Consider the following 26,213-nt stretch of genomic DNA (forward strand, 5'->3'; position numbering starts at 1 on the left):
CGTGGTGTTGCCGGGTGGCGGCTGCGCCTTACCCGGCCTACAGGATCCATTCACAGGCTCACACCCCGTAGGCCCGGCAAGCGCAGCGCCGCCGGGCAAGATATCAGGCACGGTATCCTTGATTTCGCCGGGTGGCGGCTGCGCCTTACCCGGCCTACAGGATCCATTCACAGGCTCACACCCCGTAGGCCCGTGCAAGCGCGCCGCCGGGCAACAGTATCCGGCCCCCTCCCCTACTTCGCCAGACTGGCAAAGCGAGCAAAGACCGCATCAAAAATCGCCAGCCCCTGCGCCACCTGCTCAGCAGTAATGGTGCACGGCGGCACCACGTGAATGCGGTTCTCCACCACAAAGGCCAGCAGCCCGGCTTCGGTCAGGGCCCCTTTGATCGCAGCCATGTCGGCGGCGGTCAGCGGCGTTTTTTGTTCACGGCTGCTCACCAGCTCCAGCGCCTGGAACAGGCCGCGACCGCGCACCTCGCCGATAATGGCGTGCTTCTCCGCCAGCGCCTCGAGACCGGGGCGCAGCACCTCGTTGCCGATAGAGGCCGCGTTCTCAACCACCTTCTCCTCTTTCATCGCGTCGATGGTGGCGACAATCGCCGCCATCGCCAGCGGATGGCCGGAGTAGGTCAGCCCCCCGGCAAAGAAGTGATCGTCAAAGTAGCGGGCAATCGGCTCGCTAATCAGCACCCCGCCCGCCGGCACGTAGCCGGCGTTAACCCCCTTGGCAAAGGTCACCAGATCCGGCACCACGCCATCCTGCTCGAACGCGAACCAGCTGCCGGTGCGGCCAAAGCCGGCCATCACCTCATCGAGGATCAGCACGATGCCAAACTCGTCGGCCAGGGCGCGCACGCCCTGCATATAGCCTGCCGGCGGCACGAGGATCCCGGCGGTGCCGGGGATGGACTCCAGCAGGATCGCCGCGATGGCCGTCGGCCCCTCGCATTCAATGATCCGCCGCAGATGCGCCAGCGCGCGCTGGCACTCCTCTTCCTCAGTCGCGGCGTTGAACTCGCTGCGGTAAAGGTAGGGGTTGAAGAAGTGAACGTGGCCGCGGGAGAACTCATTCGGCACCCGGCGCCAGTCGCCGGTAGCGGCGATCGCGCTGCCGGTGTTGCCATGATAGGAACGATAGGCCGACAGCACCTTGTCGCGCCCGGTATAGAGCCGCGCCATGCGAATCGCGTTCTCATTGGCATCCGCCCCGGCGTTAGTGAAGAACACCTTACTGAAGCCCGCCGGCGCCAGGTCGACGATGCGCTTCGCCGCTTCTCCGCGGGCAAGGTTGGCGGTGGCGGGCGCGATGGTGACCAGGGTCTCCAGCTGCGCCTTTATGGCCGCCAGTACCCGGGGGTGCTGATAGCCAATGTTGACGTTCACCAGCTGGCTGCTGAAATCGAGCCAGGTGTTCCCCTCATAATCCCATAGCTCGCAGCCTTGCGCCCCGGCGATGACCAGCGGGTTGAGATTGCCCTGCATCGACCATGAATGAAACACATAGGCACGATCTAATTGCCGAACTTCGTCATTGCTTACCGCGACCTCGTTGTGAATTGCCAGCTTCATACCCTGCCCTCTCTCATGTCGTAGTGGTTGGCTTCATCATTGGCCTTGGCCGCGCAAATCGGATAGAGCCAGTGCGCGCATAACGATGTGACACGGTGTCACATCCCCGCCCGTCGTCTGGCCCTGTGCCTTGTCGTCCGGCGTTTTTATAGTGAAGGGACAACCGCACAGGAGAATGAGATGGCAACGAGCAACGTAGTGTTTATCACCGGGGCGACCTCGGGTTTTGGCGAAGCGGCAGCGCAGGTGTTTGCCGACGCGGGCTGGTCGCTGGTGCTGAGCGGGCGCCGCTATCCGCGACTGAAGGCCTTGCAGGACAGACTCGCCGCCAGGGTGCCGGTGCATATTATTGAGCTTGACGTTCGTGACAGCGAGGCGGTGGCTGCCGCCGTGGCGTCGCTGCCCGCCGATTTCGCCGATATCACCACCCTGATCAACAACGCCGGGCTGGCGCTGTCGCCGCTGCCGGCGCAGGAGGTGGCGCTGGAGGACTGGAAAACGATGATCGACACCAACGTCACCGGTCTGGTGACAGTCACTCACGCCCTGCTGCCGACGCTGATCCGCCATGGCGCCGGGGCGAGTATTATCAATATCGGCTCGATCGCCGGGCAGTGGCCCTATCCCGGCAGCCATGTGTATGGCGCCAGCAAGGCGTTTGTGAAGCAGTTCAGCTATAACCTGCGCTGCGATCTGCTTGGCACCGGCGTGCGGGTCACCGATCTGGCGCCGGGGATTGCCGAGACCGAATTTACCCTGGTGCGAACCAAAGGCGACCAGGCGGCATCGGATAAGCTCTATCGCGGCACCACGCCGCTGAGCGCGCGCGATATCGCCGAGCAGATGTTTTATATCGCCACGCTGCCGGCGCATATGAACATTAACCGGGTGGAGGTGATGCCGGTGCGTCAGGCGTGGCAGCCGTTCGCTATCGACCGGGATTAAGCGAAACCCGACGCATCCCCTGTCGGCGCTGCCGGCAGGGAATGCAGGCCGGACTAACGGCTGCTTTGCAGAAACTGCCTGACGCGTTCGGAGTCAGGCTGAGTGAAGAACTTCTCCGGCGGCGCCTTCTCAATCAGCAGTCCCTTCTCCAGAAACACCACCTCATTGGACACCTGGCGGGCAAAATCCATCTCGTGGGTCACCACCACCATGGTGTAGCCCTCGGCGGCAAGGGCTTTCATTACCCCCAACACCTCATTAACCAGTTCCGGATCCAGCGCCGACGTCGGTTCATCGAAGAGAATAACTTCCGGCGACATCGCCAGCGAACGGGCGATCGCCACCCGCTGCTTCTGCCCGCCGGAGAGAGTGATCGGGTAGACATCGGCTTTGTGCGCCATGCCGACTTTCTCCAGCTGCTGCATGGCCATGGCCTTCGCCTCGTCTCGTTTCATGCCCTTAACGCGCAGCAGCGCCTCGCTGACGTTCTGCTGCACGGTCAGGTGCGGCCACAGGTTAAAACTCTGAAAGACCATCCCCACCCGCTCGCGGATTTTGGCCAGCTGGCGGTGCGACATCGCCCGGCCGCGCTGTTCATCAATCCCCAGCCGTTGACCGCCGATATGAATTTCACCGCGGTCCGGCTGTTCCAGCCAGTTCATACAGCGCAGCAGGGTGGATTTTCCCGACCCGGACGAGCCGAGAATACTCACCACGGTCCCCTTCTCCACCGTCAGGTTAATATCCCGCAGGACTTCCACATTATCGAACTGTTTGGAGACGTTTTTGACGCTTACGGCAATAGACTCAGGCATGGCTCATTCCTCTTTTGGCTCCCCAGGCGGTCAGGCGCTTAATCAGCAGCTCCAGCAGAATGCTGATCGCCCAGTAAAGCCCAATGGCGACGATAAAGGCGTTAAACGGAATAAAATAGGTCGCCTGGACGCTGTTGGCGGCGGCGGTTATCTCCTGAACTGTAATAATGCTCAGGAAAGCGGTGTCCTTCAGGCAAATAATCAGCTGATTGCCGATCAGCGGTAAGGCGGAAGAGATGATATTGGGTAAAATAATCCGCCGAAAAATGGCATAGCGAGAAAAGCCCTGAGCAATCGCCGCTTCAATATATCCGCCGGAAAATACCCGCCGCTGGCTGCGCAATATTTCAAAGAAATAGGCGCCATGATAAATAATCAGGGCCAGTAAACCGGCGGTCCACGCTTCCATGCTAATACCGAGCTGCGGCAGCCCGTAATACAGAAGATAAGCGAGGATCAAAAAAGGGATCGCACGCATCAGGCTGACGAAACCAATAATAATCCGGTTAATCACTTTCTTTTGATATTCGCTAAAATAACACAGCGCAATACCGATAATCAGCGCCGCCAGGGCGGCGGTAATAAACAGTTCGAGAGTCGCGAATAACCCGGCAATAAAGCTATCGCGAACCGACCAGATAACGCCCCACTGATTCATAATGCCTCCCGTTCCTAGCGCGCCAGACGCCTGGCTTTACGTTCCGCGATACCCTGCAGCTTCAACAAACAGCCGATGATCGCCACATACAGCAGGCCGGCGGCGAGGATCGGCGACAGCGGCTCGTAGGTGACCGAGGAGATACGGTTGGTGACCCGGGTGAGATCCACCACGCCAATCACGGCGATGGCCGGGCTACCTTTGATCAAAAAGGACATCTCATTGACCAGCGCCGGCAGGCTCTCGATCCACATCTGCGGCAGCATGATGTAGCGGAAGTAGGTCCAGCGGCGCATTCCCACCGACTCCGCCGCCTCCCGCTGTTCGCGCGGAAAGGTGCGGAAGGCGTTGCGCCAGATCTCAGCGTTAAACGCCGACGTGTTTAGCGTCAGCGCCACGATGGCGGCCACGTTCTTATCGAGGTTAATGCCCATCGTGGGCAGGGAAAGGAACAGAAATAGCACCAGCGTCACCAGCGGCGTTGCGCGGGCCAGACTGATATAGATCACCAGCAGCTGGTCGATCACCGGCAGGCGCAGCATCCGTACCAGGGCGATCAGCAGGCCCGCCACCACCCCGAAGGCGATAGCGATGGCCGAAATCCAGAGGGTCGTCCATGCGCCTTCGATTAATAACTGCCAGGAAATTGCATCCATGAGGCCCTCCTTCTCAGCAACAGGCGGCGGTTACCCGCCGCGGAATATTACAGTCCGGCGAGTTTGTGAAACTGTTCCGGGCTGGTGATCGCCTCGGTCGGCAGGTTGTCATAGGTTTCGCCAAACCATTTTTTCTGCAGCTCGGCGAGCTTGCCGGTCTCCTTCATGTGGTTCATAAACTTGGTCATATAGGCCAGCAGCTGCGGCGAGTTTTTCGGGATCGGCCACGCCATATAGCCCGGTCCGGAGACGGCCAGCCCTTTGGCGAAGACCTTCGGTTTGGCTTTCGCCAGGTCGTTTACCGAGATCACCACGTTAATCACGTAATCCAGTCGCTTATTCGCCAGGTCGGCGTAGGCTTCCGGATAGGAGGGATACTCCACCACCGGTCCCAGCTTGCCGCCGGTCTTCTCCAGCATCGCCTTCAGCTCCGGCAAACGCGCCAGCAGCGCGCTCCCGGCCTGTACCCCCACTTTTTTGCCGCTGAGATCGGCAATGGTATTTAGCGAGGTATCGCCAGCGCGTTTGACGAAATAGTGCTGCGCGGAGGCCCACGGTGGGGTGAAATCAAAGACCTTCAGCCGCTCATCGGTAATAACCGCCCCGGTTAAGGCCATATCGTATTGCCCGGTGGAGACAGCCGCTAATAATCCGGTCCACGGTAATATGCTCTGGTCGACATGGAATTTGGCGTACTTACGTAATTCCTCAAGCATATCTTTGTTAAAGCCATCAGCCTGGCCATTATTCATAAAGTTAAATGGCGCATAATCATCTTCCGTCGCCACTTTCAAGGTGCCGGACTTTTCTATTTCCGGAAGATCGGCCGCGACGGCGTGATAAGAAAAAGCGACCGTTAATACAGCGCTCAGACACATTGATGCCAATGATTTTTTCATTATTTCACCCCTGATGGATTGGCCAGACGGGTTCATTCCAGAACGCGAAAAGGTTTCTGCAAAATAGTGGCCGGGGACGTTCCGGTCCACGGCGGCTGAATACGTTTTTAATGTGGGAGCGTTTTTCAATTCCGTATAGAGCCAGATGGGCCGCATCGCTGTGTCAGATGGCGGCAGGGTGGTATGGAATTTGCTGAGTGTAACGGGTGGTCGCAATGCGTTATTGCCAGAGGAGCCCCGTATGATCCGTCACCTGTTACACGTTGATTTTCAGCCTGGCCGCGGTTTGCAGGAACAGGTGCGAGAGACGCTGGTGAATGCCATTCTCAGCGGGATCTTCGCCGCCGACACCCCGCTGCCCTCCTGTCGCCAGCTGGCCAGCCAGCTTCGCGTCTCGCGTAACACCACCGCGCTGGTGTTTGAAAGTCTGGTCAACGAGGGCTACCTGATTAGCCGCCCACGCAGCGGTTACTACCTGCATCCCGACTATCATGAAGCTTCGCCTGCCGCCGTCGAGAGTGCACCGCAGCGCGAAGCGGCTGCACCACGCTGGGGCGACCGGCTGCAGATGACCCCCAGCCAGCAGGAGTCGATCCTCAAACCGGCGGGCTGGATGCACTACCGCTACCCGTTTATCTACGGCCAGCCCGATACCCGGCAATTCCCGCTGGCCACCTGGCGCTCGGCGGCGAACTGGCTGCACGGCGGGGTGCGCGACCCGGCGTGGGTCATCGACCATATTGACCAGGATGTGCCGATGCTGATCGAGCAGATCCGCACCCGGGTGCTGCCCAAGCGGGGCATTGTCGCCGCGCCGGATGAAATTCTCATCACCCTTGGCTCGCAAAATGCCCTCTACCTGCTGACCCGACTGCTGCTCTCTTCCACCACCCGCATTGGCGTCGAAAACCCCTGCTTCCGCGAAGCCATCAACACCTTTCTGCTCGCCGACGCCGAGGTGGTGCCGCACCCGGTGGATGAAGAGGGGATCGTGCTTAATGAGCTTCCCTGCGATTACTACTATGTCACTCCAGGCCATCAGGTGCCCACCGGGGTGACCATGAGCAGTGCGCGGCGTCGCCAGTTGCTGGAGCATGCCGCCCGCCATGACGCGGTCATTATTGAAGATGATTATGACTCGGAGAGTAACTTTACCCTCAACCCGCTGCCGGCGCTGAAGGCCAGCGATCGCAGCGGCCGGGTGGTGTATGTCAGCAGCCTGTCAAAAGCGCTGTCACCGGGGCTGCGGTTGGGGTTTATGGTCGCCGACCCGGACCTGATCGACGAGGCGCGCGCCCTGCGCCGGCTGGTCTATCGCCATCCGCCGACCAACATTCAGTACCAGATGGCCCACTTCCTTGCACAGGGCCATTATGAAACCCATCTGCGGCGCTACCACTATGACTCCGCCCAGCGCTGGGAGCGTCTGCACGCCGCCCTGCAGCGCTATCTGCCGTCGTGTCGCGCGCTGGCAGGGAGCGAACATGCTAACGCCTTCTGGCTGCAGACCCCGGCGCAGATCAACACCCAGCAGCTCACCTGGCGCGCCGCCCACGCCGGCGTGCTGATTGAGCCCGGGGCGCGCCATTTTCTCAGCGCCGCGCCGCCGGATAACTATTTTCGCATGGGATTCCACGCCATTAACCCTGACGCCATCGCCCAGGGGGTGGAGGTCCTGCGCGGCCAGCTGGAGCAGATGGGTTAGCGGTATTGTTCATACTCAACGGCGTCGCGCACGCTGAGCAGCGCCGGGCGCAGGCTGTCGAAAGGCACCGATCCGAGCGCAATGCGCAGCGCCTGCGGGATCGTGGCGGAGACGCAGAACGGCTCGGCGGTCGATACCGAAATGCGGCGTTCCATCAGCGCATTCGCCAGCCGATCGGCCCGGCTCTCTTCACCCAGCGGCAGCCAGACGAAGTACGAATCGGGATGACTGACGACGGGAAGCCCACAAAGCACCTCGCGGGCCACCTGCTGCCGCTGTCGCGCATCCTGGCGTTTCTGCGTTTCAAAGCGCGCCACCGTGCCATCTTCAATCCAGGCGCAGATCAGCGAACTTATCAGCGTCGGCGTATTCCACGTCGTGGCCCGGATGGCGCGCTCAATCTCCGGCCGATAGCGCGGCGGAGAAATCACCACCCCCACGCGCAGTCCGGTGGCGATATTTTTTGAAAATCCGGTGACATACACCGTTCTTTCCGGCGCATAGCTGACCACCGGCCGCGGCGGATGGCTCACCAGCCGGGCATAGGCGGCATCTTCAATAATCAGCAGATCGTGCTGGCGCGCGAGATCGGCCAGCGCCTGTCGCTGCCCGGTGTTGAGCACCCAGCCCAGCGGATTGTGCAGCGTCGGCATGGTATACACCGCCCGCACCCGCCGCTGCTGGCACAGCGTATGAAGCGCCCGCAGGTCCGGTCCCTCCGGCCGACAGGGGATCGCTGCCAGCTCCAGATGATACAGCGCCGCCAGAACTTTGAAGCCCGAATAGGTCAGCGCATCCACCGCCACCACATCCCCCGGACGTAACAGCCCCATGACGGTCACCGCCAGCCCGTGCTGTGCGCCGTTGACGATCAGGACATTTTCCGCGTCCGGCGCAAAGTGCTGGCAGGTCAAATGGCGGGCGATAATGTCCCGCTCGGCGAGCCGCCCTGCATGAGGCTGATAGCGCAGATGCGAGTCAATATCGCCCGCCATCGCCAGCTGCCTGAGCGCCTCGCGCAGCGCATCGCCCTGCTCCGGCAGCGAAGGGTAGTTGAAATTGAGATCCACGACATCGGCGGCGACCACCTGCTGATCGACCCCGTGCCCCGGAGGCAGCGAGAGGTCGCGCACGAAGGTGCCGCGGCCGGTTTCGCCGCTGACCAGCCCCATCTCTTCCAGTTCACGGTAGACGCGCGTGGCGGTGGCCAGCGAGATGCGCTCCCCGGCGGCAAGGGTACGGTGCGTCGGCAGACGGCTGCCGGCGGGCAGCTGCCCGCTACGGATCGCCTGCGCATATCGGTCGACAACGGCTTTATATCGGGCTTTCATCGTGAAAAGTATCTATGACAATAATTTGATTGTATTAGATTGGCCACATTACCATCGCCGCTGACGATGCTCAAGCGGGCGCAGCCCAATCAGATAACGCGAGGTTAACGTGGTAGATTCAGCAATGGATAAATCGGCGCCCGGTCCCTGGTCCGGATGGCTTCATGGTTTACTGGGGGTGATCATTTTCAGCGGTTCGCTGCCCGCGACGCGGCTGGCGGTGCAGGATATGGATCCGTTGTTATTGACCTTTCTGCGCGCCTCTATCGCCGGGCTGCTTGCCATCGCGCTGCTGGTGGGCTTTCGCCAGAAACGCCCGCGCCTGGCGCAGCTTGTGTCCCTGATCATCGTCTCATCCGGGGTGGTGCTCGGCTTTCCGCTACTCACGGCGCTGGCCCTGCAGCGCATCACCTCGGCGCATTCTATTGTGTTTATTGGCCTGCTGCCGCTGATGACCGCCCTCTTTGGCGTACTGCGCGGCGGCGAACGCCCGCGGCGGGCTTTCTGGATCTTTTCGCTGCTGGGCAGCCTGCTGGTGGTGGGATTCGCCCTGACGCAAAATGCGGCGGCCTCACTCAGCGGCGATCTGCTGATGCTGGCGGCGGTTATCGTCTGCGGCCTCGGCTATGCGGAAGGGGCGAAGCTGACGCGGGAGCTCGGCGGCTGGCAGGTGATCTGCTGGGCGCTGGTGATTGCCCTGCCGTTGATGCTCCCCGCCTCGCTGCTGGTTCAGCCCGCCTCCTGGCATGCCATCTCGGCCTCCTCCTGGGTCGCGCTCGGCTATGTGTCGCTGTTCAGCATGCTGATCGGCTTCATCTTCTGGTACAAAGGGCTGGCCGCGGGCGGGATCGCCGCCGTCGGCCAGCTCCAGCTATTACAGCCGTTCTTCGGACTTGGCCTGTCGGCGGCGCTGTTGCACGAAACCGTCAGCCCCTTGATGCTGGCGGTCACGCTGGGCGTGGTGCTGTGCGTGGTGGGCTCGCGCAAATTTGGCCGCCAGCGGGTTGGCGCAGGGAGCCCGAGCCGTGATTGACCGCCCCGTCATCCGCCGTCCCGGGTCGCGGCGGCGTAACCGCCTTACCCGGGCTATAGCATGATAAACGGCTGGAGGTCGCGTCGCCGGGGAGGACGACCGTCTACACTGGCCGCGCGTACTGAAGCATCACCTGCAGCAGCACGTTGGCGCCGGCGGCGACGTGCTCCGGCGAGGCATACTCAATTTCGTTATGGCTGATCCCGTCCTTGCAGGGGATAAAAATCATCCCGGTGGGCGCCAGGTAGCTCATATACACTGCGTCATGCCCGGCGCCGGAGACGATCGGCCGCGCCGGATAGCCCAGCCGCTGCGCGGCATCGGCAATGGCCTGCTGGCATTCAGCATCGAACGGCGCCGCCGGATAGTGGCTTACCTGCTTCAGGGCCACCTGCAGACCGCTCTCCCGCTCAACCTCCGCGATAAACGCCCGCAGCTGGCGATCCATCTCGTCCACCAGCGCATCGCTGAGATTGCGCATATCAATGGAGAAGGTGACCTCCCCGGGCACCACGTTGCGGCTGTTGGGCCACACCTGCACGCTACCGACCGTGCCGCGTCCCTCTTCGCTGCGCCCGGCAATGGCCACCACTTCCTGCATAATGCGGGTCGCCACCTGCAGGGCATCCTGACGCAGGCGCATCGGCGTGGGTCCGGCGTGCGAGGCCTGGCCGGTGACCACGCAGTCGTACCAGCGGATCCCCAGTACGCCCTGCACGATACCGATGGTTTTCGCTTCATCTTCGAGAATCGGCCCCTGCTCAATGTGCGCCTCAAAATAGGCGCCGACGGGATGCTCCCCCGGGGTCTGCTCGCCAATATAGCCGATCTGCGCCAGCGCCTCGCCGACGCTGATGCCCTCTTTATCCGTGACGGCCCAGGTCTCCTCCAGCGGGAAGACGCCGGCAAAGACCCCAGAGCCCATCATCACCGGCACAAAGCGCGACCCCTCTTCGTTGGTCCAGAACACCACCTCAATCGGCGCCTCGGTGGCAATCTGCAGATCGTTGAGCGTGCGCACCACCTCCAGCGCCGCCAGCACGCCGTAGTTGCCGTCAAATTTGCCGCCGGTGGGCTGAGTGTCGATATGGCTGCCGGAGACGATGGGCGGCAGGCCGGGGTTGCGGCCTTCCCGGCGCATAAATACATTGCCTATTTTATCGATGGTGACGCTCATCCCGGCCTCCCGCGCCCAGCCTATTACCTTGTCCCGCCCCTGGCGGTCGAGGTCGGTGAGGGTCAGACGGCGGCAGCCGCCCTTCGGCGTGGCGCCGATCTGCGCGAGATCCATTAACGACGCCCACAGGCGGTCGCCATTGATGCGCCAGCCGGTGGTGTCGGTCGCGGGGGTAAAAAGTACATCACTGCTCATGGTGGTCTCCTGACATCAAGGTCGCCGCCAGCGTAACCGGCGGTGGAAATGCGCTATCAACGCCTGGTCTTCATCCTGTATGGTTTTTTGCCGCCGATCAGACGGCCAGGGCCTGGGCGTTAGCGTCAATCGCCAGCTCGCGCCAGCGGTGGCAACTCACCGCGTGGCGTTCCGCGACGGATTCCGTCGGCGGCAGACTCTGCTCACAGACCGGGCGACGGTGCGGGCAGCGCTCGGCAAATGCGCAGCCGGGCGGCAAGCGCGCCAGATCCGGCGGCGCGCCGGGAATGCAGTGCAGGGCATCACCTTTCTTAAGCCCCTCTTTCGGCCGACTGCCCAGCAGCACCTGGGTATAAGGATGGCGCGGGTGGCGCAGGATCTCGCTCATCGACGCTTCCTCGACGATCCGCCCGGCGTACATCACCGCCACCCGGTCGGCGATCTCCACCGCGGCGCCGATATCGTGGGTCACAAACACGATCGACAGCCCGCGCTGCTTTTGCTGCTCGCGCAGCAGGATCAGGATCTGGATTTGCACCGTGGCGTCGAGGGCGGTGGTCGGCTCATCCGCCAGCAGCAGCTGCGGGTTACAGGAGAGCGCAAGGGCGATCATCGCCCGCTGGCGCATTCCGCCGGACATCTCGTGCGGGTAAGCATCCAGCCGCCGCTCGGGGCTGGGAATGCGCACCTGGCTCAGGGCCTCCAGCGCCCTGTCCCGGGCCGCCTGGCGCGACAGCCCTTCGTGGCGGCGCAGCCCTTCAATAATCTGCTGCCCGACGGTGTAGACCGGATCGAAGGCCAGCAGCGGCTCCTGAAAAATCATCGCGCAGCGTCCGCCGCGATAGCGCCGCAGCTGGCTGGCGCTCATCGTCAGCACCTCGTTATCCCCCACCTGCAGGGTGCCGGAGAGCTCACTGCTCCCTGGCGGGTGCAGGCGCATCAGCGCCCGCAGGGTCACGCTCTTGCCGGAACCCGACTCGCCAATCAGCGCCATCACCTCCCCCTTTTGTACCTCAAAGGAGACTCCATTGACCGCGTTGATGGTCTGCCCGTCGCGGCGAAAGACGACCCGCAGGTCGCGCACATGGACAAAGGCGTTATCCGACATGGCTGACCTCCTTAAGGGGGATGCTTTGATGCCAGGGCGAGGCCGGCTGCGCCATCAGGCAGGCGCTCTGGTGCCCCTCCCCAACCGCCTCCAGCCGCGGTTTCACCTCGGCGCAGACCGCCTTCGCATGCGGGCAGCGGGTGTGAAAGCGGCAGCCGCTCGGCGGCGCGATGGGGCTGGGGGGATCGCCGCTTAGCGGCGAGGTCAGGGTGCGGTTTTCCGGGTCCATGGAGGGCATCGAGCTTAACAGCGCCCGGGTATAGGGGTGGGCGGAGGCGGTAAACAGCTGCTCCGCCGGGCCAATCTCCACCACTTCGCCAAGGTACATGACGAGGATCCGATCCGACAGCCAGCGAACCACGTGTAGATCGTGGCTGATGAACACGTAGGTCAGCTCGAGAGTCCGTTTAAGCTCCTGCAGCAGCTGCAGCACCTGGGCTTCCACCGATTTATCCAGCGCCGACACAGCCTCATCGAGGATCACCAGCCGCGGCTTCATCGCCAGCGCGCGGGCGATATTCACCCGCTGCCGCTGGCCGCCGGAGAGCGCATGCGGGTAGCGGTCGGCAAAGCGCGCCGGCTCAAGGCCAACGTGCGCCAGCAGATAGCGGGCATATTCGCTGGCCTCTCTGGCGCTGACGCCGTGGACGCGCTGGCCGAAGGCGATGCTCTCCTCCATGGTCAGGCGCGGATTGAGCGAAGCATAGCTATCCTGGAAAACCATCTGCACCTGGCGACGGTAGGCTTTCAGCGGCAGACGTGACGAGCCGACCCCCTGTCCGTCGAAGATCAGTTCGCCGCTGTCCTGGGTGAGCAACTGCATCAGCAGCCGGGCGGTGGTCGATTTGCCGCAGCCCGACTCGCCGACCACCCCCAGGGTTTCGCCTTTCATCACCGTGAAGCTGATATCGTCCACCGCCTGCACCACCTCCCGGCCTTTGCCGCCGCGAAAGTACTTCAGCAGGTGATTGACCTTCAGCAGCGGCTGCGCCGGCCCGCCAAGGTCGATATTGATAAAGGGTTGCATCGCTTACTCCTTAATCGCCATTGCCGCACGCAGGCGGTCCGCGAGGATATTGAACGAAATGGAGGTGATAAAAATCATCAGGCCCGGCAGGGCGGCCACCCACGGCTGGGTATAGATTGCCGTGCGCAGCGTATTGAGCATCAGCCCCCACTCGGGCTCCGGCGGCCGCACGCCGAGGCCGAGAAACGACAGGCCGGAGGCGAGGATCATGCACACCGAAATCAGCCCGGTGGAGAAGACGAAGATCGGCCCGAGCACGTTGCCCAACACCTGGACGCGGATAATGGTCAACGCGCTGGCGCCAGTGGCCCGGGCGGCGTCGATATAGTCCATATGCCGCACCTGGGCGGTCACGCTCTCGGCAATCCGCGCCACCTGCGGGACAAACACGAGGGTCAGCGACAACAGCGCATTGCCGATGCCCGCCCCCAACGCTCCCGACAGCGCAATCGCCAGCAGGACGGAGGGAAAGGCATAGAACACATCCACGGTGCGCATAATCACGGTATTGGTTTTGCCGCCCGTATAGCCGGCGATAATCCCGATGGCCCCGCCGATAAAAAAGGCGAACACCACCGGGACAATTCCCATAAACAGCGACAGTCGGGTGCCAAGGATCAGCCGCGACAGCATGTCGCGTCCCAGCTCATCCGAGCCCAGCGGGAAGCCATCGCTGCCGATGGGTTTCAGGCGCAGGAACATCGACGTTTGATAGGGATCTTTGACGATAAGCCACGGACCGAACAGCGCCAGGGCCAGCAGCAGGAGGATCACCACGCCCACCACCACCCCGCCGGGGTCGCGCAGTAGGCGGCGCAGCACGCCGCGCCAGTAACCTTGCCGGGTAGCGTGGGCCGCTGCGGCCGGGACCGCTTTCGTCGTTGCCGTATCCACCATGGTCAGCTCCTCTTAATACGCGGATCGAGGGTGGTCTGCAGAATATCCACCAGCAGGTTGAGCAGCACGAAAAACAGCGCCAGCACCCAGATGGTGCCCTGCAGCAGGGGCAGGTCGCGCTGAAAAATGGCGGTATTGAGCAGCAATCCGGTTCCCGGCCAGGAGAAAACGGTCTCCACAAGGATCGAGCCGCCCATCAGATAGCCCACCTGCAGCCCCATCACCGCCAGCGCGGTGGGCGCGGCATTTTTCATGACATGGACAAAGATGCGCGACTCGTTGAGCCCGCGGGCGCGCAGGCCAACGATAAACTCCTGGCTGAGGATATCGGCCACCTGCGAGCGCACGGTGCGGGCGATAATCCCGGTCGGGATCACCGACAGGGTGAGGGCCGGCAGCAGCATGAACTGCAGGTGCGCCCAGTCCCATTGCCAGCCCACCTCGCCTATCGGCCCGCCGCCGGTGGCCGGCAGCAGCGCGAACTTGACGCTGCAGAGGATCACCAGCAGCATCCCCAGCCAGTAGTGCGGCACGCTGACGCCAAACACCGACAATACCGAGGCCAGACGGTCAATGACGCTGTTGCGAAAATAGCCAGCGACAAAGCCGAACAGGCTGCCGAGGACAAAACCGATCGCCGTCGCCAGCAGCGCCAGGCGCAGAGAGTAAGCCACCGCGGTCATCACTTCGTCTATCACCGGGCGGCCGGTGGCGACCGACATACCAAGGTCGCCGTGCAGCGCCCGCCACAGCCAGTGGATAAACTGCAGGGGCAGCGGCTTATCAAAGCCGTAAGCCTGCATTAATGTCTGACGCAGCGCCTCCGAGGCGTCCGGCGGCATCACCGACACCAGCGGGTCGCCCGGGGCGATCTGCACCAGCATGAAACAGATCACCGCCACCCCCAGCATGGTGGGGATAGCCAGCAGAATGCGGTATAGCAGCGTATTGATCATCGGTCGCCCCTTTCGCGATTACTCTTTTTTGCTCACCAGGCTGAGGTCGATAAACCAGCTCTGCGGTTGCACCACCCCGGTCACCGCAGGGGAAATCGCACGCGGCCCGACGTCGTGGGCGACAAACAGGAATGGCACCTGATCCACCAGCGCGGCGTGCAACTCACCGGCCGCTTTGTTCATCTCCGCCGGGGTAAAGGCGTGCTTGACGGCGGCGGCCAGCTTCTCCGTCTCCGGCGTGGAAAAGTAACCCCAGTTGGTCGCCACCGGCGGAAACGCTTTGGCCGTCGAGAAGCGGATCAGGCCAAAGTAAGGATCGTTAACCGCGGCGCTGACGTTGATCGCATCGATCCCTTTCGCCGAGGGGTCCCGGGCGCCCAGGCGCCAGTTGGTAAACAGGGTGTTCCATTCCACCACTTTGATATCCACATTGAAGAAGCAGCTCTTCAGGCTCTGCTGGATATACTCGTTCATCGGCAAGGGCTGCATCTGCCCGGAGCCGGAGGCCGAGGTAGCCACCGTGACGTGCAGCGGTTTGCTGGCACTGTATCCGGCCTCGGTCATTAGCTGGCGGGCGGCGTCCGGGTCATATTTGATCTGGAAGGTGGGTTTGCCATGCCACGGGCTGTCAGCCTCGTAGACCCCAGTGGCCTCGGTCATATAGCCGCCGAGGTAGCTCTTCAGCTCAGCACGGTTCAGACACAAGTTGGCCGCTTTGCGCACGCGGATGTCCTGCCACGGCGATCCTTTTTCAAAGGAGAACTGCCAGGGCCACAGATGCGGCTGGGTGTTGGCGTAGAGGTGAAAACCCTGAGACTTGATCTGATCGATGGCGTCCGGCGCCGGGGCTTCAATCCAGTCCACCTGCTTCGACAACAGCGCCGCGGTACGGGCGTTGGCCTCCGGCAAGGGGATCAGCACCACTTTATCCACCCGGGGAATGCGATCTTTGTTCCAGTAGTCGGGGTTTTTATCGAGGATCAGCTGCTGACGCGGCACCAGCTTCTCCAGTTTGAACGGGCCGCTACCCACCGCGTGGGCGGCGAAGGCGGTCCACGCCTGTTTGCTGCGCGCGGCGCTATCTCCCACGCTGGCCGGCACCGCGTCATACTGCTTCTGCCACGCCGTCGGCGAGACGATAAACAGGTTGGTGATGTTGTACGGCAGCAGCGCATCCGGTTCCGAGGTGGTCAGCGCCACGGTGTGGTCGTCAATTTTCTCTGCGCCGGTGAGGGTCGGCATGCGCGACAGGGTGTTGCCGATCTGACCCGGGGCGTACTGCGGCGCCGCTTTATTCAGTACCTTATCCACGTTCCAGACGATGGCGTCGGCGTTCACCTCCGTCCCATCATGAAACTTCACCCCCGGACGCAGGGTGAAAATCCAGCGGCTGGTGTTCTGCGGATCGATGTGCCACTCGGTCGCCAGCCCCGGCACCAGACCGCTGGGCTTTTCACCTTGCGACAGATCCCACTCCACCAGCGCGTCGTACAGCGGGATGCCGGTAAAGCGGTTGCCCTCATAGCCTTGATCCGGCTGGCCAAGGGTTAATGGAATATCCGCGGCGGTCATGGCGATCCGCAGCGTGGAGGCGTTGGCAGGTAAGGCGGCGCCCGCCAGGGCCAGTGCGCCGCTCACCGCCACGGCGAGACGACCGGCACGCGAAAATAACGTCTTTTTGTGCATCACATGATCCCTGTTAAATAAAATGTCACGGATTAACAGGCAAAATGCGTACCAGCTCTTACGCGGACGAAAATAGGTCAAAACCGACCGGTAAAATAAGAATGACTTATATTATCACCATGATAATTATGGGAAAATAATTGCGCCTTATTCCGCCGCACCGCCAGCGGGAAATATGTTGCAGAATTGCACCAGCCGCTATATGGCAAATTTCAAATAATCACTCTGCGTCACTTTTTATTCATCCCCCGTCCACCGCCGCCGCGTATTCTCCGTCGGGATCAATCCCTTCTATACTTCAGGGAACACATCGACCGGGAGAGACTATGCCTTTAGCCGATTTTCACCGCTCCGATCCTTTTACCCTCGGTATCGAACTGGAGCTGCAGGTGGTGAACCCGCCGGGTTACGATCTCAGCCAGGATGCCTCGACGCTGATTGCCGACGTCCAGCATGAGCTGACCGTGGGAGAAGCCAAACACGACATCACCGAGAGCATGCTGGAGATCGCCACCGGGGTGTGCCGCGACATCAGCCATGCGCAAATCCAGCTCAGCGCCATCCAGCAGGCGGTCCAGCGCGCGGCGCTGCGCCATCATCTGCAGATCTGCGGCGGCGGTTCCCACCCCTTTCATGCCTGGCAGCGCCAGCAAATCAGCGATAACCCGCGCTATGTCAAAACCGTCGAGCATTTTGGCTATCTGGCACAGCAGGCGACAGTCTTTGGCCAGCATGTGCACGTCGGCTGCCAGAGCGGCGACGACGCCATCTATCTGCTGCATGGCCTGTCGCGCTTTGTACCGCACTTCATCGCCCTTAACGCCGCCTCGCCGTGGTTTGACAGTACCGACAGCCGTTTCGCCTGTTCACGCCTGAACCGCTTCTCCTCCTATCCCGACAACGGTCCGATGCCGTGGGTGGCCGACTGGCAGGGGTTTCGTCGCCTGTTCCGCCAGCTGAGCTACACCAGCATGATCGATAGCATGAAGGATCTGCACTGGGATATTCGCCCCAGCCCGCAGTTTGGTACCGTCGAGGTGCGGGTGATGGACACCCCCTTGACCCTTGCCCAGGCGATCCACATCGCCGGCTTTATTCAGACCCTGGCCTGCTGGCTGTTGACGGAGCGTCCTTTTAAGCACCAGCCTGATGATTATCTGCTGTACCCCTTTAACCGCTATCAGGCCTGCCGCTACGGGCTGGACGGGACCCTCACCGACGTGCGCAGCGGGGAGCAGCGCAGCATCCGCCAGGAGATCCTGCAGCTCGCCGACCGGCTGGCCCCTTTCGCCCATCAGCTGAAGGCGACGGCAGCGCTGGAGGCGGTGGTTCGCCAGGCGAAATCGCCGCACAGCGAGGCGCAGCAGATGCGCGACTTTATCGCCAACGGCGGTTCGCTTTCCGGGCTGGTGCAAAAACACTGTGAGATTTGGGCGGCATAAGGCAGCGAGGCGGGTATACTCGGCGCAGACTATAGAAAGGACTGCCCATGTTATTACGTTGCCTGCTCCCTCTGGCGCTGCTGCCCCTGGCCGCCGTCGCCAGCGCCGCCTGTACCCTCACCGACCCGACGCTGACCCTGCAGAGCTATCGGGTGGATGCGCAGAAAGAGCGCATTGCGATGTACTGGCAGGATCGGCACGGCAAAGCCTGGGGTTCCCTGCATTCGCTGCTGGCGGGTATCGATGGCGACGGCCGGGTGCAGATGGCGATGAACGGCGGCATTTACGATAAGGCCTACGCGCCGCTGGGGCTGTATATCGAAGACGGCAAACGGCTGACGCCGGTCAACCGCTCCGCCGGCGGCGGGAACTTCTTTATCCGCCCCGGCGGCGTATTACTGGTGGAAAACGGCCGGGCGAAAATCGTGCCGCTGCCGGCGTACAAATCCTCTCCCGCCATCCGCTATGCGGTGCAGTCCGGCCCGATGCTGATTGAAAATGGCGTCATCAACTGGCGACTGAAGCCCTCCGCCAGTTCGCGCAAGCTGCGCAACGGGGTTGGTATCGATAAGCAGGGCCGGGTGGTGTTTATGCTCAGCGATCGCGAGACCAACTTTTACGATTTTGCCTGCTATGCGCAGTCAAAGCTTGGCGTGCGGCAGATGCTTTATCTCGACGGCACCCTGTCGAAGATGTACCGCAAAGGCGGCAGCGTGCCGTGGCAGTATCATCCGTTCGTGACCATGATAACGGTAGAGAGAAAATAGCGGGCGCGTTTGGGGGCGGCCATTCCAGCCAGGAGAGTGAATAAATTAACGACAGGCCGGGCAAGGTATTGCCGCCGTGCCCGATGTCCTTGCCCGGTGGCGCTGCGCTTACCGGGTCTACAGAGTCTGTTCGCTATGGTATGGCCCCTGAAATCTACGGGCGTGCAGCAGGGCCGATTCCCGCTGAAATCGGCGAACCGGAGGTCGGCAGATAAGGCGGGGCTCACGCCCAAACGCAACGTGAAGCAAAACCCACCCTCACCCTCCCCCTCTCCCAAAGGGAGAGGGGACCGCCCGGTAGTCGTTGCAGCCTGGAGTATCCCCGTTACCAACCGGTAGCGCCGCGCTTACCCCCGCCGATGCGCCCACTCGCGCATACGCTGAAACAGTACATACAGCGACGGGATAAACAGGATGCCAACCATCGTCGCCACCAGCATCCCACTGAACACCGTGGTGCCGATGATCCGCCGGCTCTGCGCCCCGGCGCCGGTGGCGAGCATCATCGGCATAATGCCGATAATAAACGACACCGCGGTCATCATTACCGCGCGGAAGCGGCGGGTAGCCCCCTCGCGCGCAGCGTCGACTATCGACAGCCCCTCCTCGCGCCGGCTGCGGGCGAACTCAACGATCAGAATCGCATTCTTCGCCGCCAGGGCGATCAGCAGCACCAGCCCTATCTGAACATACACATCGTTGGCATAGCCCGCGGTCCACAGCCAGAGCAGCGCTCCGCCGATGGCGAACAGCACCGAGAGCATGACGCTCGCCGGCAGCGTCCAGCTCTCATACTGCGCCACCAGGAACAGCCACGCCATCGCCACCGCCGCCAGCACGATCCACACCGCCTGATTGCCGGTCTGCTGCTCCTGCCAGGAGATCCCGCTCCAGGCATAATCATATCCCGACGGCAGATGGGCCTGCAGAATCTGCTCCATGGCCGCCATCGCCGTGCGGCTGCTGACCCCCTCGGCCGCTGAACCGCTCACCGACACGGACGGGAACTGATTGTACTGCTGAATAAACGGCGCCCCCACCGTCGGCGTAATGGTGACCAGATTGCTCAGCCGCACCCGCTCGCCGTCGCGGCTGCGGACGTACAGCTCGCTAATCTGCTCAGCCCGCTCACGCCACTGCATCTCATTTTGCATCACCACATGATAGACACGATTGTTACGGCTGAAATCGCCGGCGCGCGTGCCGCCGAACGCCGTCTGCAGGCTGCTGAAGATCTGCGCCACCGGCACATCCAGCAGCGCCGCCCGGTCGCGGTCGACCGTCAGGGTCAGCTGCGGCACGTTGCTGCTCCAGGTGGTAAACACCCGGCTCAGCTGCGAATGCTGGTTCGCCAGCTGGAGGATCTGCCGCGTCACCTGCTCCAGCTCCGCCGACGACTGACCGGCCTGCGCCAGGATGCGCAGATCAAACCCCGAGGCATTGCCCAGGCCCGGCAGGGTCGGCGGCGCGAAGGTCATGATCGTCGCCTCGGGTAGCGACAGCAGCTGGCGCTGAATATCCGCCATCACCGCATCCAGCGGCGGCCGCTGATGCCAGTCCTTGAGCATTACCGAGATAAACCCGCCGTTAGAGGCGCTGGTGCCGTTGAGAATGTTGAACCCGGACACCTGAATCACATCCTCCACCGCCGGGTTAGCCATCAGCAGCTTGCGCGCCTGGGCCATCACCGCTTCGGTACGCTCCAGCGACGCCGCCTCCGGCAGCTGCACGCTGGCAAACAGGTAACCCTGATCTTCCTGCGGCAGGAAGCCTTTCGGCATCGAGGTGAAGCTGAACGCCACCAGCGCGCCTGCCGCCACCGTCGCCGCCAGCGCCAGCCAGGGACGGCGGTTCATCCAGCCTACCAGCCGGCCATAGCCGTCGCGGGTGCCGTCGAGAAGACGGTTAAACGCCCGCCACACCGCCGCCGGCCGGGCGGGATGCGGGCGCAGCAGCAGCGCGCAGAGGGCCGGAGTCAGGGTTAACGCCACCAGGCTCGACAGGGCCACCGCGGTGGAGAGCGTCACGGCAAACTGCCGGTACAGCTCGCCGACGATCCCCGGGAGCAGCGCCACCGGCACAAACACCGCCAGCAGCACCAGGGTCGTGGCGATCACCGGCCCGGCGATCTGCCGCAGCGCCTGGGCGGTGGCCTGCAGGCGATCCAGCCCTTCCGCCATTTTGGTTTCCACATTCTCCACCACCACAATGGCGTCATCCACCACCATCGTCAGGGCGAGAATGATCGCGAACAGGCTGAGGGTGTTGGCGCTGTAGCCCAGCAGATAGAGCACCGCAAAGGTGCCGATCAGTGACACCGGGATCGCCAGCACTACGATCAGCGTCGCCCGCCAGCTCTGCAAAAATAGCGACACCACCACGACCACCGCCAGCAGGGTCAGCGCCAGCGAGACGCCGATCTCTTTGATCGTCGCCGCCACAAAGCGGGTGGTATCGAACTTCACCTCCCAGGTGAGATCCGCCGGAAAGCGAGTGTGCAGGCGGTTAAGCTCCGCACGCACTGCGCTGGCGACCTGCAGGGCGTTGGCGGTGGGCGTCGGATAGATCCCCAGATAGGCCGACGCTTTACCGTTCAGCTGGGCGCCGGAGCTGTAGCTGCGGGCGCCCAGCTCAATGGTCGCCACGTCGGCGAGGCGCACCAGCTGCCCCTGCGCGCCGCGGCGGATAATAATCTCGCCAAAGCTGGCCGCCTCGTTCAGACGCCCCAGCCCGTTGATGGTCAGCGTCTGCTGCTGGCCGTTAAATACCGGCGGGGTGCCCACCTGCCCCGCCGCGCCCTGCACATTCTGCTCGCGCAGCGCCTGGGCGACATCATCCGTGGTGATGTTGAGCGCGTTCATGCGGTCCGGGCGCAGCCAGAGACGCATGCTGTAATCCCGGGCGCCAAACATCTGCACCTCGCCGACGCCGGGCAGGCGGGCCAGCGCCTCGCGCACCTGGGTGCTGGCGTAGTTGCTGACAAACAGCGGCGACAGCGTGCCCAGCGGCGAGTAGAGGCTTACCCCCATAAGCAGATTGCTGGCGCGCTTGCGCACCTGGACGCCATTCTGCTGCACCTCCGCCGGGAGCTGCGCCAGCGCCTGCGCCACCCGGTTTTGCACGTCGATCGCCGCCAGGTCGGCATCGGTGCCCGCCGCGAAGGTTATGCTCAGGCGGTACGTCCCCTCATCCGAGCTGGTGGACTCCATATACAGCATATGATCGACGCCGTTGAGCTGGGTCTCCAGCGGGGCGGCGATGGCTTCCGCCACGTCTGACGCGCTGGCGCCCGGCCAGCTGGCGCTGACGTTCACCACCGGGGGGGTGATCGCCGGGTACTGCTCCACCGGGATCAGCTTCAGCGACACCGCGCCGACAAAGGTCAGCAGCAGCGCGATCACCATGGCAAATCGCGGACGACGGATAAAAAAGGTCAGCATCCCTTCTCCTTAGCTAGTTCAGCACCTGCACCGCGGCGCCTTCGCGCAGCCGCTGCGCGCCGTCGGTGATCACCTGCTCGCCCGCCTGCAGCCCTTTCTCGACCGCAAACTGCTGCCCCTGCTGCCCCGCGAGGGTCAGACGACGCTGCCCGGCGGTGTGGTCCGGCTTCAGCACCCAGCTGAAAAAGCCCTGCGGATCCTGCTGCACGGCGGCAGCAGGGACCATCACTCGCGACGGCAGTTCCTGCGGACGGAACAGGATCGTCACGCTGCCCCCCGGCAGCAGACGGTGCTGCGGATTGGCGAACTCGGCCCGCACCGCTACGCTGCCGGTGCGGGCGTCGATCCGGTTATCGATAGAGGTCAACACCCCGTCGCGCCGTTTACCATCAATCTCAATCTGCGCCAGCCACGCCTGCTTCAGGGCGTGGATATCGGCGTGCTGGCCGGTTTTACTGAAAAACGCGGCTTCGTCGAGGGCGAACGAGACCCGCACCGGATCCAACTGCACAATGTCCACCAGCACGCCGCTGGACGAATTGACCAGCGTCCCGACGTGAAAGGCGCTATGGCCCACGCGACCGGTCACCGGCGCCGCAATCTGAGTGTAGCTGAGCACAATCTGCTGGGCCTCGACGCGGGCTTTGGCCTGCTGTACGGCAGCGGCGGCGACGTCGCGCTGCATCCGGGCCGTATCGACGTCGTTGCGGCTGATGGAGTGGTTGTTGATAAGCCGCTCGTAGCGAGTGAGCAACTGCTGCGACTGACGTAATGAGGCTTCGGCGCTTTTCAGCTCGGCCTGCGCCAGAGCCAGCGCCGCGCGGGGCTGCGCGTCGTCGAGGGTAAACAGCAGGTCGCCTTCGGTAACATACTGCCCGTCCTGGAAGTGGCGCTGAACAATCACCCCTTCGGTGCGCGCGCGAATGTCGACGGCGCGGATCGCCTCGACCCGCCCGGGGATAGCGCGTTCTTCAGCATGAGGAGCCAGTTCAACCGTGGCGACGCGGACCGGCACCGCCGGCGCGGCGGTCGCCGTCAGGGTGCCGCCGACCAGACCGCAGGCCAGCAGAGCAAAGCGGAAGGTTTTAATCATAGAGGATCCTTGCGACAGTAACGCGCGCCTGCAGCGAGGCGCGCGAGATTGTTCAGGCCGTTTTGCGGAACCGGCGCGTCAGACGCTTCTCGACTTCCACCACCAGGAACATGGCGACGCCGATGACCAGAGTGACAAACCAGTAGCGCAGCGGCAGCGCTTCCGTACCAAACATGCTCTGCATCAGCGGGACATAGATAATGACCAGCTGCATCAGCAGCAGGACGCCGGTCACCAGCCAGATGCCTTTGTTGCGCAGCAGACCCATGCTCAGGGAGAAGCTGTCGCTGCTGCGGCAGTTGATCATGTAGACCCACTGCGCCGTCACCAGCATCTGCAGCAGCACGGTGCGGATAAACTCCGGACTGTGGCCGCGCGGCGCCAGCCAGGCCTCAAGGATAAAGGCGGCAATCGCGATCATCGACCCGACGAAAGCCACTCGCCACACGGCGAAACCATCCATCACATGCTGGCCGGTTTTACGCGGCGGACGGTTCATCACGTTGCGCTCTGCGGCCTCAAAGGCCAGGCCGAAGGAGAGCGTCGCCGACGTCGCCATGTTCATCCACAGGATCAGCACCGGGGTCAGCGGAATAATGTTCCCCGCCAGCAGGGCGATGATGATCAGCAGCCCCTGCGCCAGGTTGGTCGGCATGATGAAGAGGATGGTCTTCTTCAGGTTGTCATAGACCCGACGGCCCTCTTTTACCGAGCTGGCGATGGTGGCGAAGTTATCATCGGTCAACACCATGTCGGCCGCCTCTTTGGTGACTTCGGTGCCTTTGATACCCATGGCGATACCCACGTCGGCCTGGCGCAGCGCCGGCGCGTCGTTAACGCCGTCGCCGGTCATGCCGACCACTTCGCCGTTATCCTGCAGGGCTTTAACCAGGCGCAGCTTATGCTCCGGGCTGGTACGGGCAAAGATGTCGTACTCCACCGCCGCCTTCGCCAGCGCCGCATCGTCCATGTGCTCCAGCTTGTAGCCGGTCATGGCCTGGCTGCTGTTGGTGATCCCCAGCATCTGGCCGATGCTCATCGCCGTCTGCGGGTGGTCGCCGGTGATCATTTTCACGCGTATGCCGGCGGTCTGGCAGGCGTGGATGGCGTCAATGGCTTCCGGACGCGGGGGATCCATCATCCCGGCGATGCCGAGGAAAATCAGTCCCTCCTGCAGGTCCTCATGGTTGAGGGTGGTGGCATCAAGGCTGGCCGGCTTACAGGCCGCCGCCACCATCCGCAGTCCCTGACGGGCGAAGCGCGCCATCTCCTCTTCCCAGTACTGCGCCTCGAACGGCACCGCGCCGTGGCGGCTCATCTGCTCGCGGCACATGGCGAAGATAACGTCCGGCGCACCGGTGATCAGCACCCGGGCATTGCCATCGATGTGCTGCAGGGTCGACATATATTTGTACTGCGAGTCAAAGGGGATCTTGGCCACCAGACGGGCCTCCACCGCCGGGAGCTGCGCTTTCGCCGCCAGCACTTTAAGCGCCCCTTCGGTCGGCCCGCCGGTGATCCCCCACAGACCGCGCTCATCCTGGGTAAGCTGGCTGTCGTTACACAGGTCGATGGTGCGCAGCCAGGTCTCCAGCACGGTGCCGGGCTGAACCTGCACGGGCTCATCGCTCCCCTCGAGGAAGATCCGCCCCTGCGGCTCGTAGCTGTCGCCTTCCACCCGATAGCAGCAGTCGGCGGTGATGATCGCTTTGACGGTCATTTCGTTCATCGTCAGGGTGCCGGTTTTATCCGAGCAGACCACGGTCATGGCGCCGAGGGTTTCCACGGTCGGCAACTTACGAATAATCGCCCGCTTGCGCGCCATCGTCTGCACGCCGAGCGACAGAATAATCGAGATGATCGCCGGCAGTCCTTCCGGTACCGCGGCTACCGCCAGGCTAATCAGCGACAGCAGCAGCTCGCCCATCGGGATATCCCGCAGCGCGAGGCTGAAGATAAACAGCGCCACCATCATGGCGAGAATAATGGCGAAAATCGCTTTGCCGAGCTTATCCATCTGCACCAGCAGCGGGGTACGGTGCTTCTCAATACCCGCCATCATCTGGTTGATATGGCCGAGTTCGGTCTGCGCGCCGGTGGCGGTCACCACGCCGACGCCGCCGCCGGCGCTGACGGTGGTCCCGGAAAAGACCATGTTCACCCGGTCGCCCAGCGGCAGATCGCCCTCCAGCGCGTCGGTGATTTTATCCACCACCGTCGACTCGCCGGTGAGGATCGCCTCTTCCACCCGCAGGTTGTGGGTTTCAATCAGGCGCATATCCGCCGGCACGCGGTCGCCGGCGCGCAGGATAACGATATCCCCCGGAACCAGGTCGCGCGTCGGGATAGTCTCATGCTTGCCGTTACGCTGGACGCGGGCATCGCTGGAGAGCATGTTGCGGATCCCCTGCAGCGATTTTTCGGCGTTGCTCTCCTGGATATGGCCGATCAGGGCGTTAATCACCGTCACGCCGAGGATCACAAGGGTATCGACCCAGTGCCCCATGATGGCGGTCAGCGCCGCGGCGGCCAGCAGCACGTAAATCAGTACGTCGTTAAAGTGGGCGAGAAAGCGCAGCCAGCCCGGTTTGCCTTTCTTTTCCGGCAGCGCATTCGGCCCACAGGTATTCAGGCGCTCGGCGGCGTCTGCGGAACTTAACCCAGCGGCCTGGCTTTTAGTCTGCGCCAGCACTGCGTCAACGGTCTGCTGCCAGACCTGCCGTGGCGCGGTGTCGCCCGAGGGCGTCGTAAACTTTGGGTTATTCATCTTGGTCAATTTACATTTTCCTTATAAATTCCGTGAGTCGGAAAG

General features: G+C 62.7%; 20 protein-coding genes. 5 read left to right on the top strand and 15 right to left on the bottom strand.

What is annotated here, in order from left to right:
• Positions 1-233: 233 nt before the first annotated feature.
• The gene (locus tag AB1E37_RS18640; protein ID WP_016946843.1) at positions 234-1,571 is read right to left on the bottom strand and encodes an aspartate aminotransferase family protein; all 1,338 of its coding nucleotides are present in this window, start codon (positions 1,569-1,571) and stop codon (positions 234-236) included.
• 180 nt (positions 1,572-1,751) lie between these two features.
• On the opposite strand from AB1E37_RS18640, the gene AB1E37_RS18645 reads away from it, so the two are divergent.
• Positions 1,752-2,516 (top strand): SDR family NAD(P)-dependent oxidoreductase, encoded by a 765-nt coding sequence (locus tag AB1E37_RS18645; RefSeq protein ID WP_004176941.1) that lies wholly within the window; start codon positions 1,752-1,754, stop codon positions 2,514-2,516.
• Between the two features lie 53 nt (positions 2,517-2,569).
• Here AB1E37_RS18645 and AB1E37_RS18650 read toward each other — a convergent pair whose 3' ends face one another.
• The 4 genes from AB1E37_RS18650 to AB1E37_RS18665 are packed head-to-tail and all read right to left on the bottom strand — an operon-like array spanning position 2,570 to position 5,544.
• On the bottom strand, positions 2,570-3,331 hold the full coding sequence (locus AB1E37_RS18650; protein WP_004151676.1) for an amino acid ABC transporter ATP-binding protein: 762 nt from the start codon (positions 3,329-3,331) through the stop codon (positions 2,570-2,572).
• A complete protein-coding gene (locus tag AB1E37_RS18655) occupies positions 3,324-3,989 on the bottom strand; it encodes an amino acid ABC transporter permease (RefSeq protein WP_023286136.1) in 666 nt (221 codons plus the stop codon). The genes AB1E37_RS18650 and AB1E37_RS18655 overlap by 8 nt, the downstream gene beginning before the upstream one ends.
• A 14-nt stretch (positions 3,990-4,003) precedes the next feature.
• The gene (locus tag AB1E37_RS18660) at positions 4,004-4,645 is read right to left on the bottom strand and encodes an amino acid ABC transporter permease (RefSeq protein ID WP_004223524.1); all 642 of its coding nucleotides are present in this window, start codon (positions 4,643-4,645) and stop codon (positions 4,004-4,006) included.
• Between the two features lie 47 nt (positions 4,646-4,692).
• A complete protein-coding gene (locus AB1E37_RS18665) occupies positions 4,693-5,544 on the bottom strand; it encodes a transporter substrate-binding domain-containing protein (RefSeq protein ID WP_022631237.1) in 852 nt (283 codons plus the stop codon).
• A gap of 241 nt (positions 5,545-5,785) precedes the next feature.
• On the opposite strand from AB1E37_RS18665, the gene AB1E37_RS18670 reads away from it, so the two are divergent.
• Complete coding sequence (locus AB1E37_RS18670; protein ID WP_004223521.1) at positions 5,786-7,249, top strand: PLP-dependent aminotransferase family protein; 1,464 nt, start codon at positions 5,786-5,788, stop codon at positions 7,247-7,249.
• Here AB1E37_RS18670 and AB1E37_RS18675 read toward each other — a convergent pair.
• Positions 7,246-8,580 carry a PLP-dependent aminotransferase family protein gene (locus AB1E37_RS18675; protein WP_004223519.1) on the bottom strand — a complete coding sequence of 445 codons (1,335 nt, stop codon included), beginning with the start codon at positions 8,578-8,580 and terminating at the stop codon, positions 7,246-7,248. The two genes, AB1E37_RS18670 and AB1E37_RS18675, sit on opposite strands and share 4 nt — an antisense overlap.
• Before the next feature lie 124 nt (positions 8,581-8,704).
• On the opposite strand from AB1E37_RS18675, the gene AB1E37_RS18680 reads away from it, so the two are divergent.
• On the top strand, positions 8,705-9,613 hold the full coding sequence (locus AB1E37_RS18680; protein ID WP_014599063.1) for a DMT family transporter: 909 nt from the start codon (positions 8,705-8,707) through the stop codon (positions 9,611-9,613).
• Positions 9,614-9,716: 103 nt separating this feature from the next.
• Here AB1E37_RS18680 and AB1E37_RS18685 read toward each other — a convergent pair whose 3' ends face one another.
• The 6 genes from AB1E37_RS18685 to AB1E37_RS18710 all read right to left on the bottom strand — a co-directional run bounded on the left by AB1E37_RS18685 (position 9,717) and on the right by AB1E37_RS18710 (position 16,659).
• Entirely contained in the window at positions 9,717-10,985 is a 1,269-nt protein-coding gene (locus tag AB1E37_RS18685) for a Zn-dependent hydrolase (RefSeq protein ID WP_012737600.1), read from the bottom strand.
• Between the two features lie 97 nt (positions 10,986-11,082).
• Positions 11,083-12,093 (bottom strand): ABC transporter ATP-binding protein, encoded by a 1,011-nt coding sequence (locus tag AB1E37_RS18690; RefSeq protein ID WP_004223509.1) that lies wholly within the window; start codon positions 12,091-12,093, stop codon positions 11,083-11,085.
• Positions 12,083-13,120 carry an ABC transporter ATP-binding protein gene (locus tag AB1E37_RS18695; protein ID WP_004223507.1) on the bottom strand — a complete coding sequence of 346 codons (1,038 nt, stop codon included), beginning with the start codon at positions 13,118-13,120 and terminating at the stop codon, positions 12,083-12,085. Before AB1E37_RS18695 ends, AB1E37_RS18690 begins: the two co-directional genes overlap by 11 nt.
• 3 nt (positions 13,121-13,123) lie before the next feature.
• Positions 13,124-14,017 carry an ABC transporter permease gene (locus AB1E37_RS18700; protein WP_004178912.1) on the bottom strand — a complete coding sequence of 298 codons (894 nt, stop codon included), beginning with the start codon at positions 14,015-14,017 and terminating at the stop codon, positions 13,124-13,126.
• A 2-nt stretch (positions 14,018-14,019) separates the two neighbouring features.
• Positions 14,020-14,973, bottom strand: a complete 954-nt coding sequence (locus AB1E37_RS18705) for an ABC transporter permease (protein ID WP_004178910.1) — start codon at positions 14,971-14,973, stop codon at positions 14,020-14,022.
• A gap of 18 nt (positions 14,974-14,991) precedes the next feature.
• Entirely contained in the window at positions 14,992-16,659 is a 1,668-nt protein-coding gene (locus AB1E37_RS18710; RefSeq protein ID WP_004191441.1) for an ABC transporter substrate-binding protein, read from the bottom strand.
• Positions 16,660-16,985: 326 nt separating this feature from the next.
• On the opposite strand from AB1E37_RS18710, the gene AB1E37_RS18715 reads away from it, so the two are divergent.
• A complete protein-coding gene (locus AB1E37_RS18715; protein ID WP_004176954.1) occupies positions 16,986-18,101 on the top strand; it encodes a YbdK family carboxylate-amine ligase in 1,116 nt (371 codons plus the stop codon).
• Positions 18,102-18,148: 47 nt separating this feature from the next.
• Positions 18,149-18,868: a phosphodiester glycosidase family protein gene (locus AB1E37_RS18720; RefSeq protein WP_004223503.1), complete on the top strand. Its 720-nt coding sequence runs from the start codon at positions 18,149-18,151 to the stop codon at positions 18,866-18,868.
• Positions 18,869-19,215: 347 nt separating this feature from the next.
• Here the strand turns inward: AB1E37_RS18720 and AB1E37_RS18725 are convergent, their stop codons facing one another.
• Genes AB1E37_RS18725 through AB1E37_RS18735 form a run of 3 tightly spaced genes read right to left on the bottom strand, consistent with a single transcriptional unit; the run spans position 19,216 to position 26,177 of the window.
• The gene (locus AB1E37_RS18725) at positions 19,216-22,308 is read right to left on the bottom strand and encodes an efflux RND transporter permease subunit (protein WP_032447396.1); all 3,093 of its coding nucleotides are present in this window, start codon (positions 22,306-22,308) and stop codon (positions 19,216-19,218) included.
• A 13-nt stretch (positions 22,309-22,321) separates the two neighbouring features.
• Entirely contained in the window at positions 22,322-23,401 is a 1,080-nt protein-coding gene (locus AB1E37_RS18730; protein ID WP_004223497.1) for an efflux RND transporter periplasmic adaptor subunit, read from the bottom strand.
• A 52-nt stretch (positions 23,402-23,453) separates the two neighbouring features.
• A complete protein-coding gene (locus AB1E37_RS18735; protein WP_004223496.1) occupies positions 23,454-26,177 on the bottom strand; it encodes a cation-transporting P-type ATPase in 2,724 nt (907 codons plus the stop codon).
• Between the last annotated feature and the right edge of the window lie 36 nt (positions 26,178-26,213).

This window comes from Klebsiella sp. Shm-1 (genome assembly GCF_040804525.1).
Lineage (GTDB): Bacteria > Pseudomonadota > Gammaproteobacteria > Enterobacterales > Enterobacteriaceae > Klebsiella > Klebsiella pneumoniae.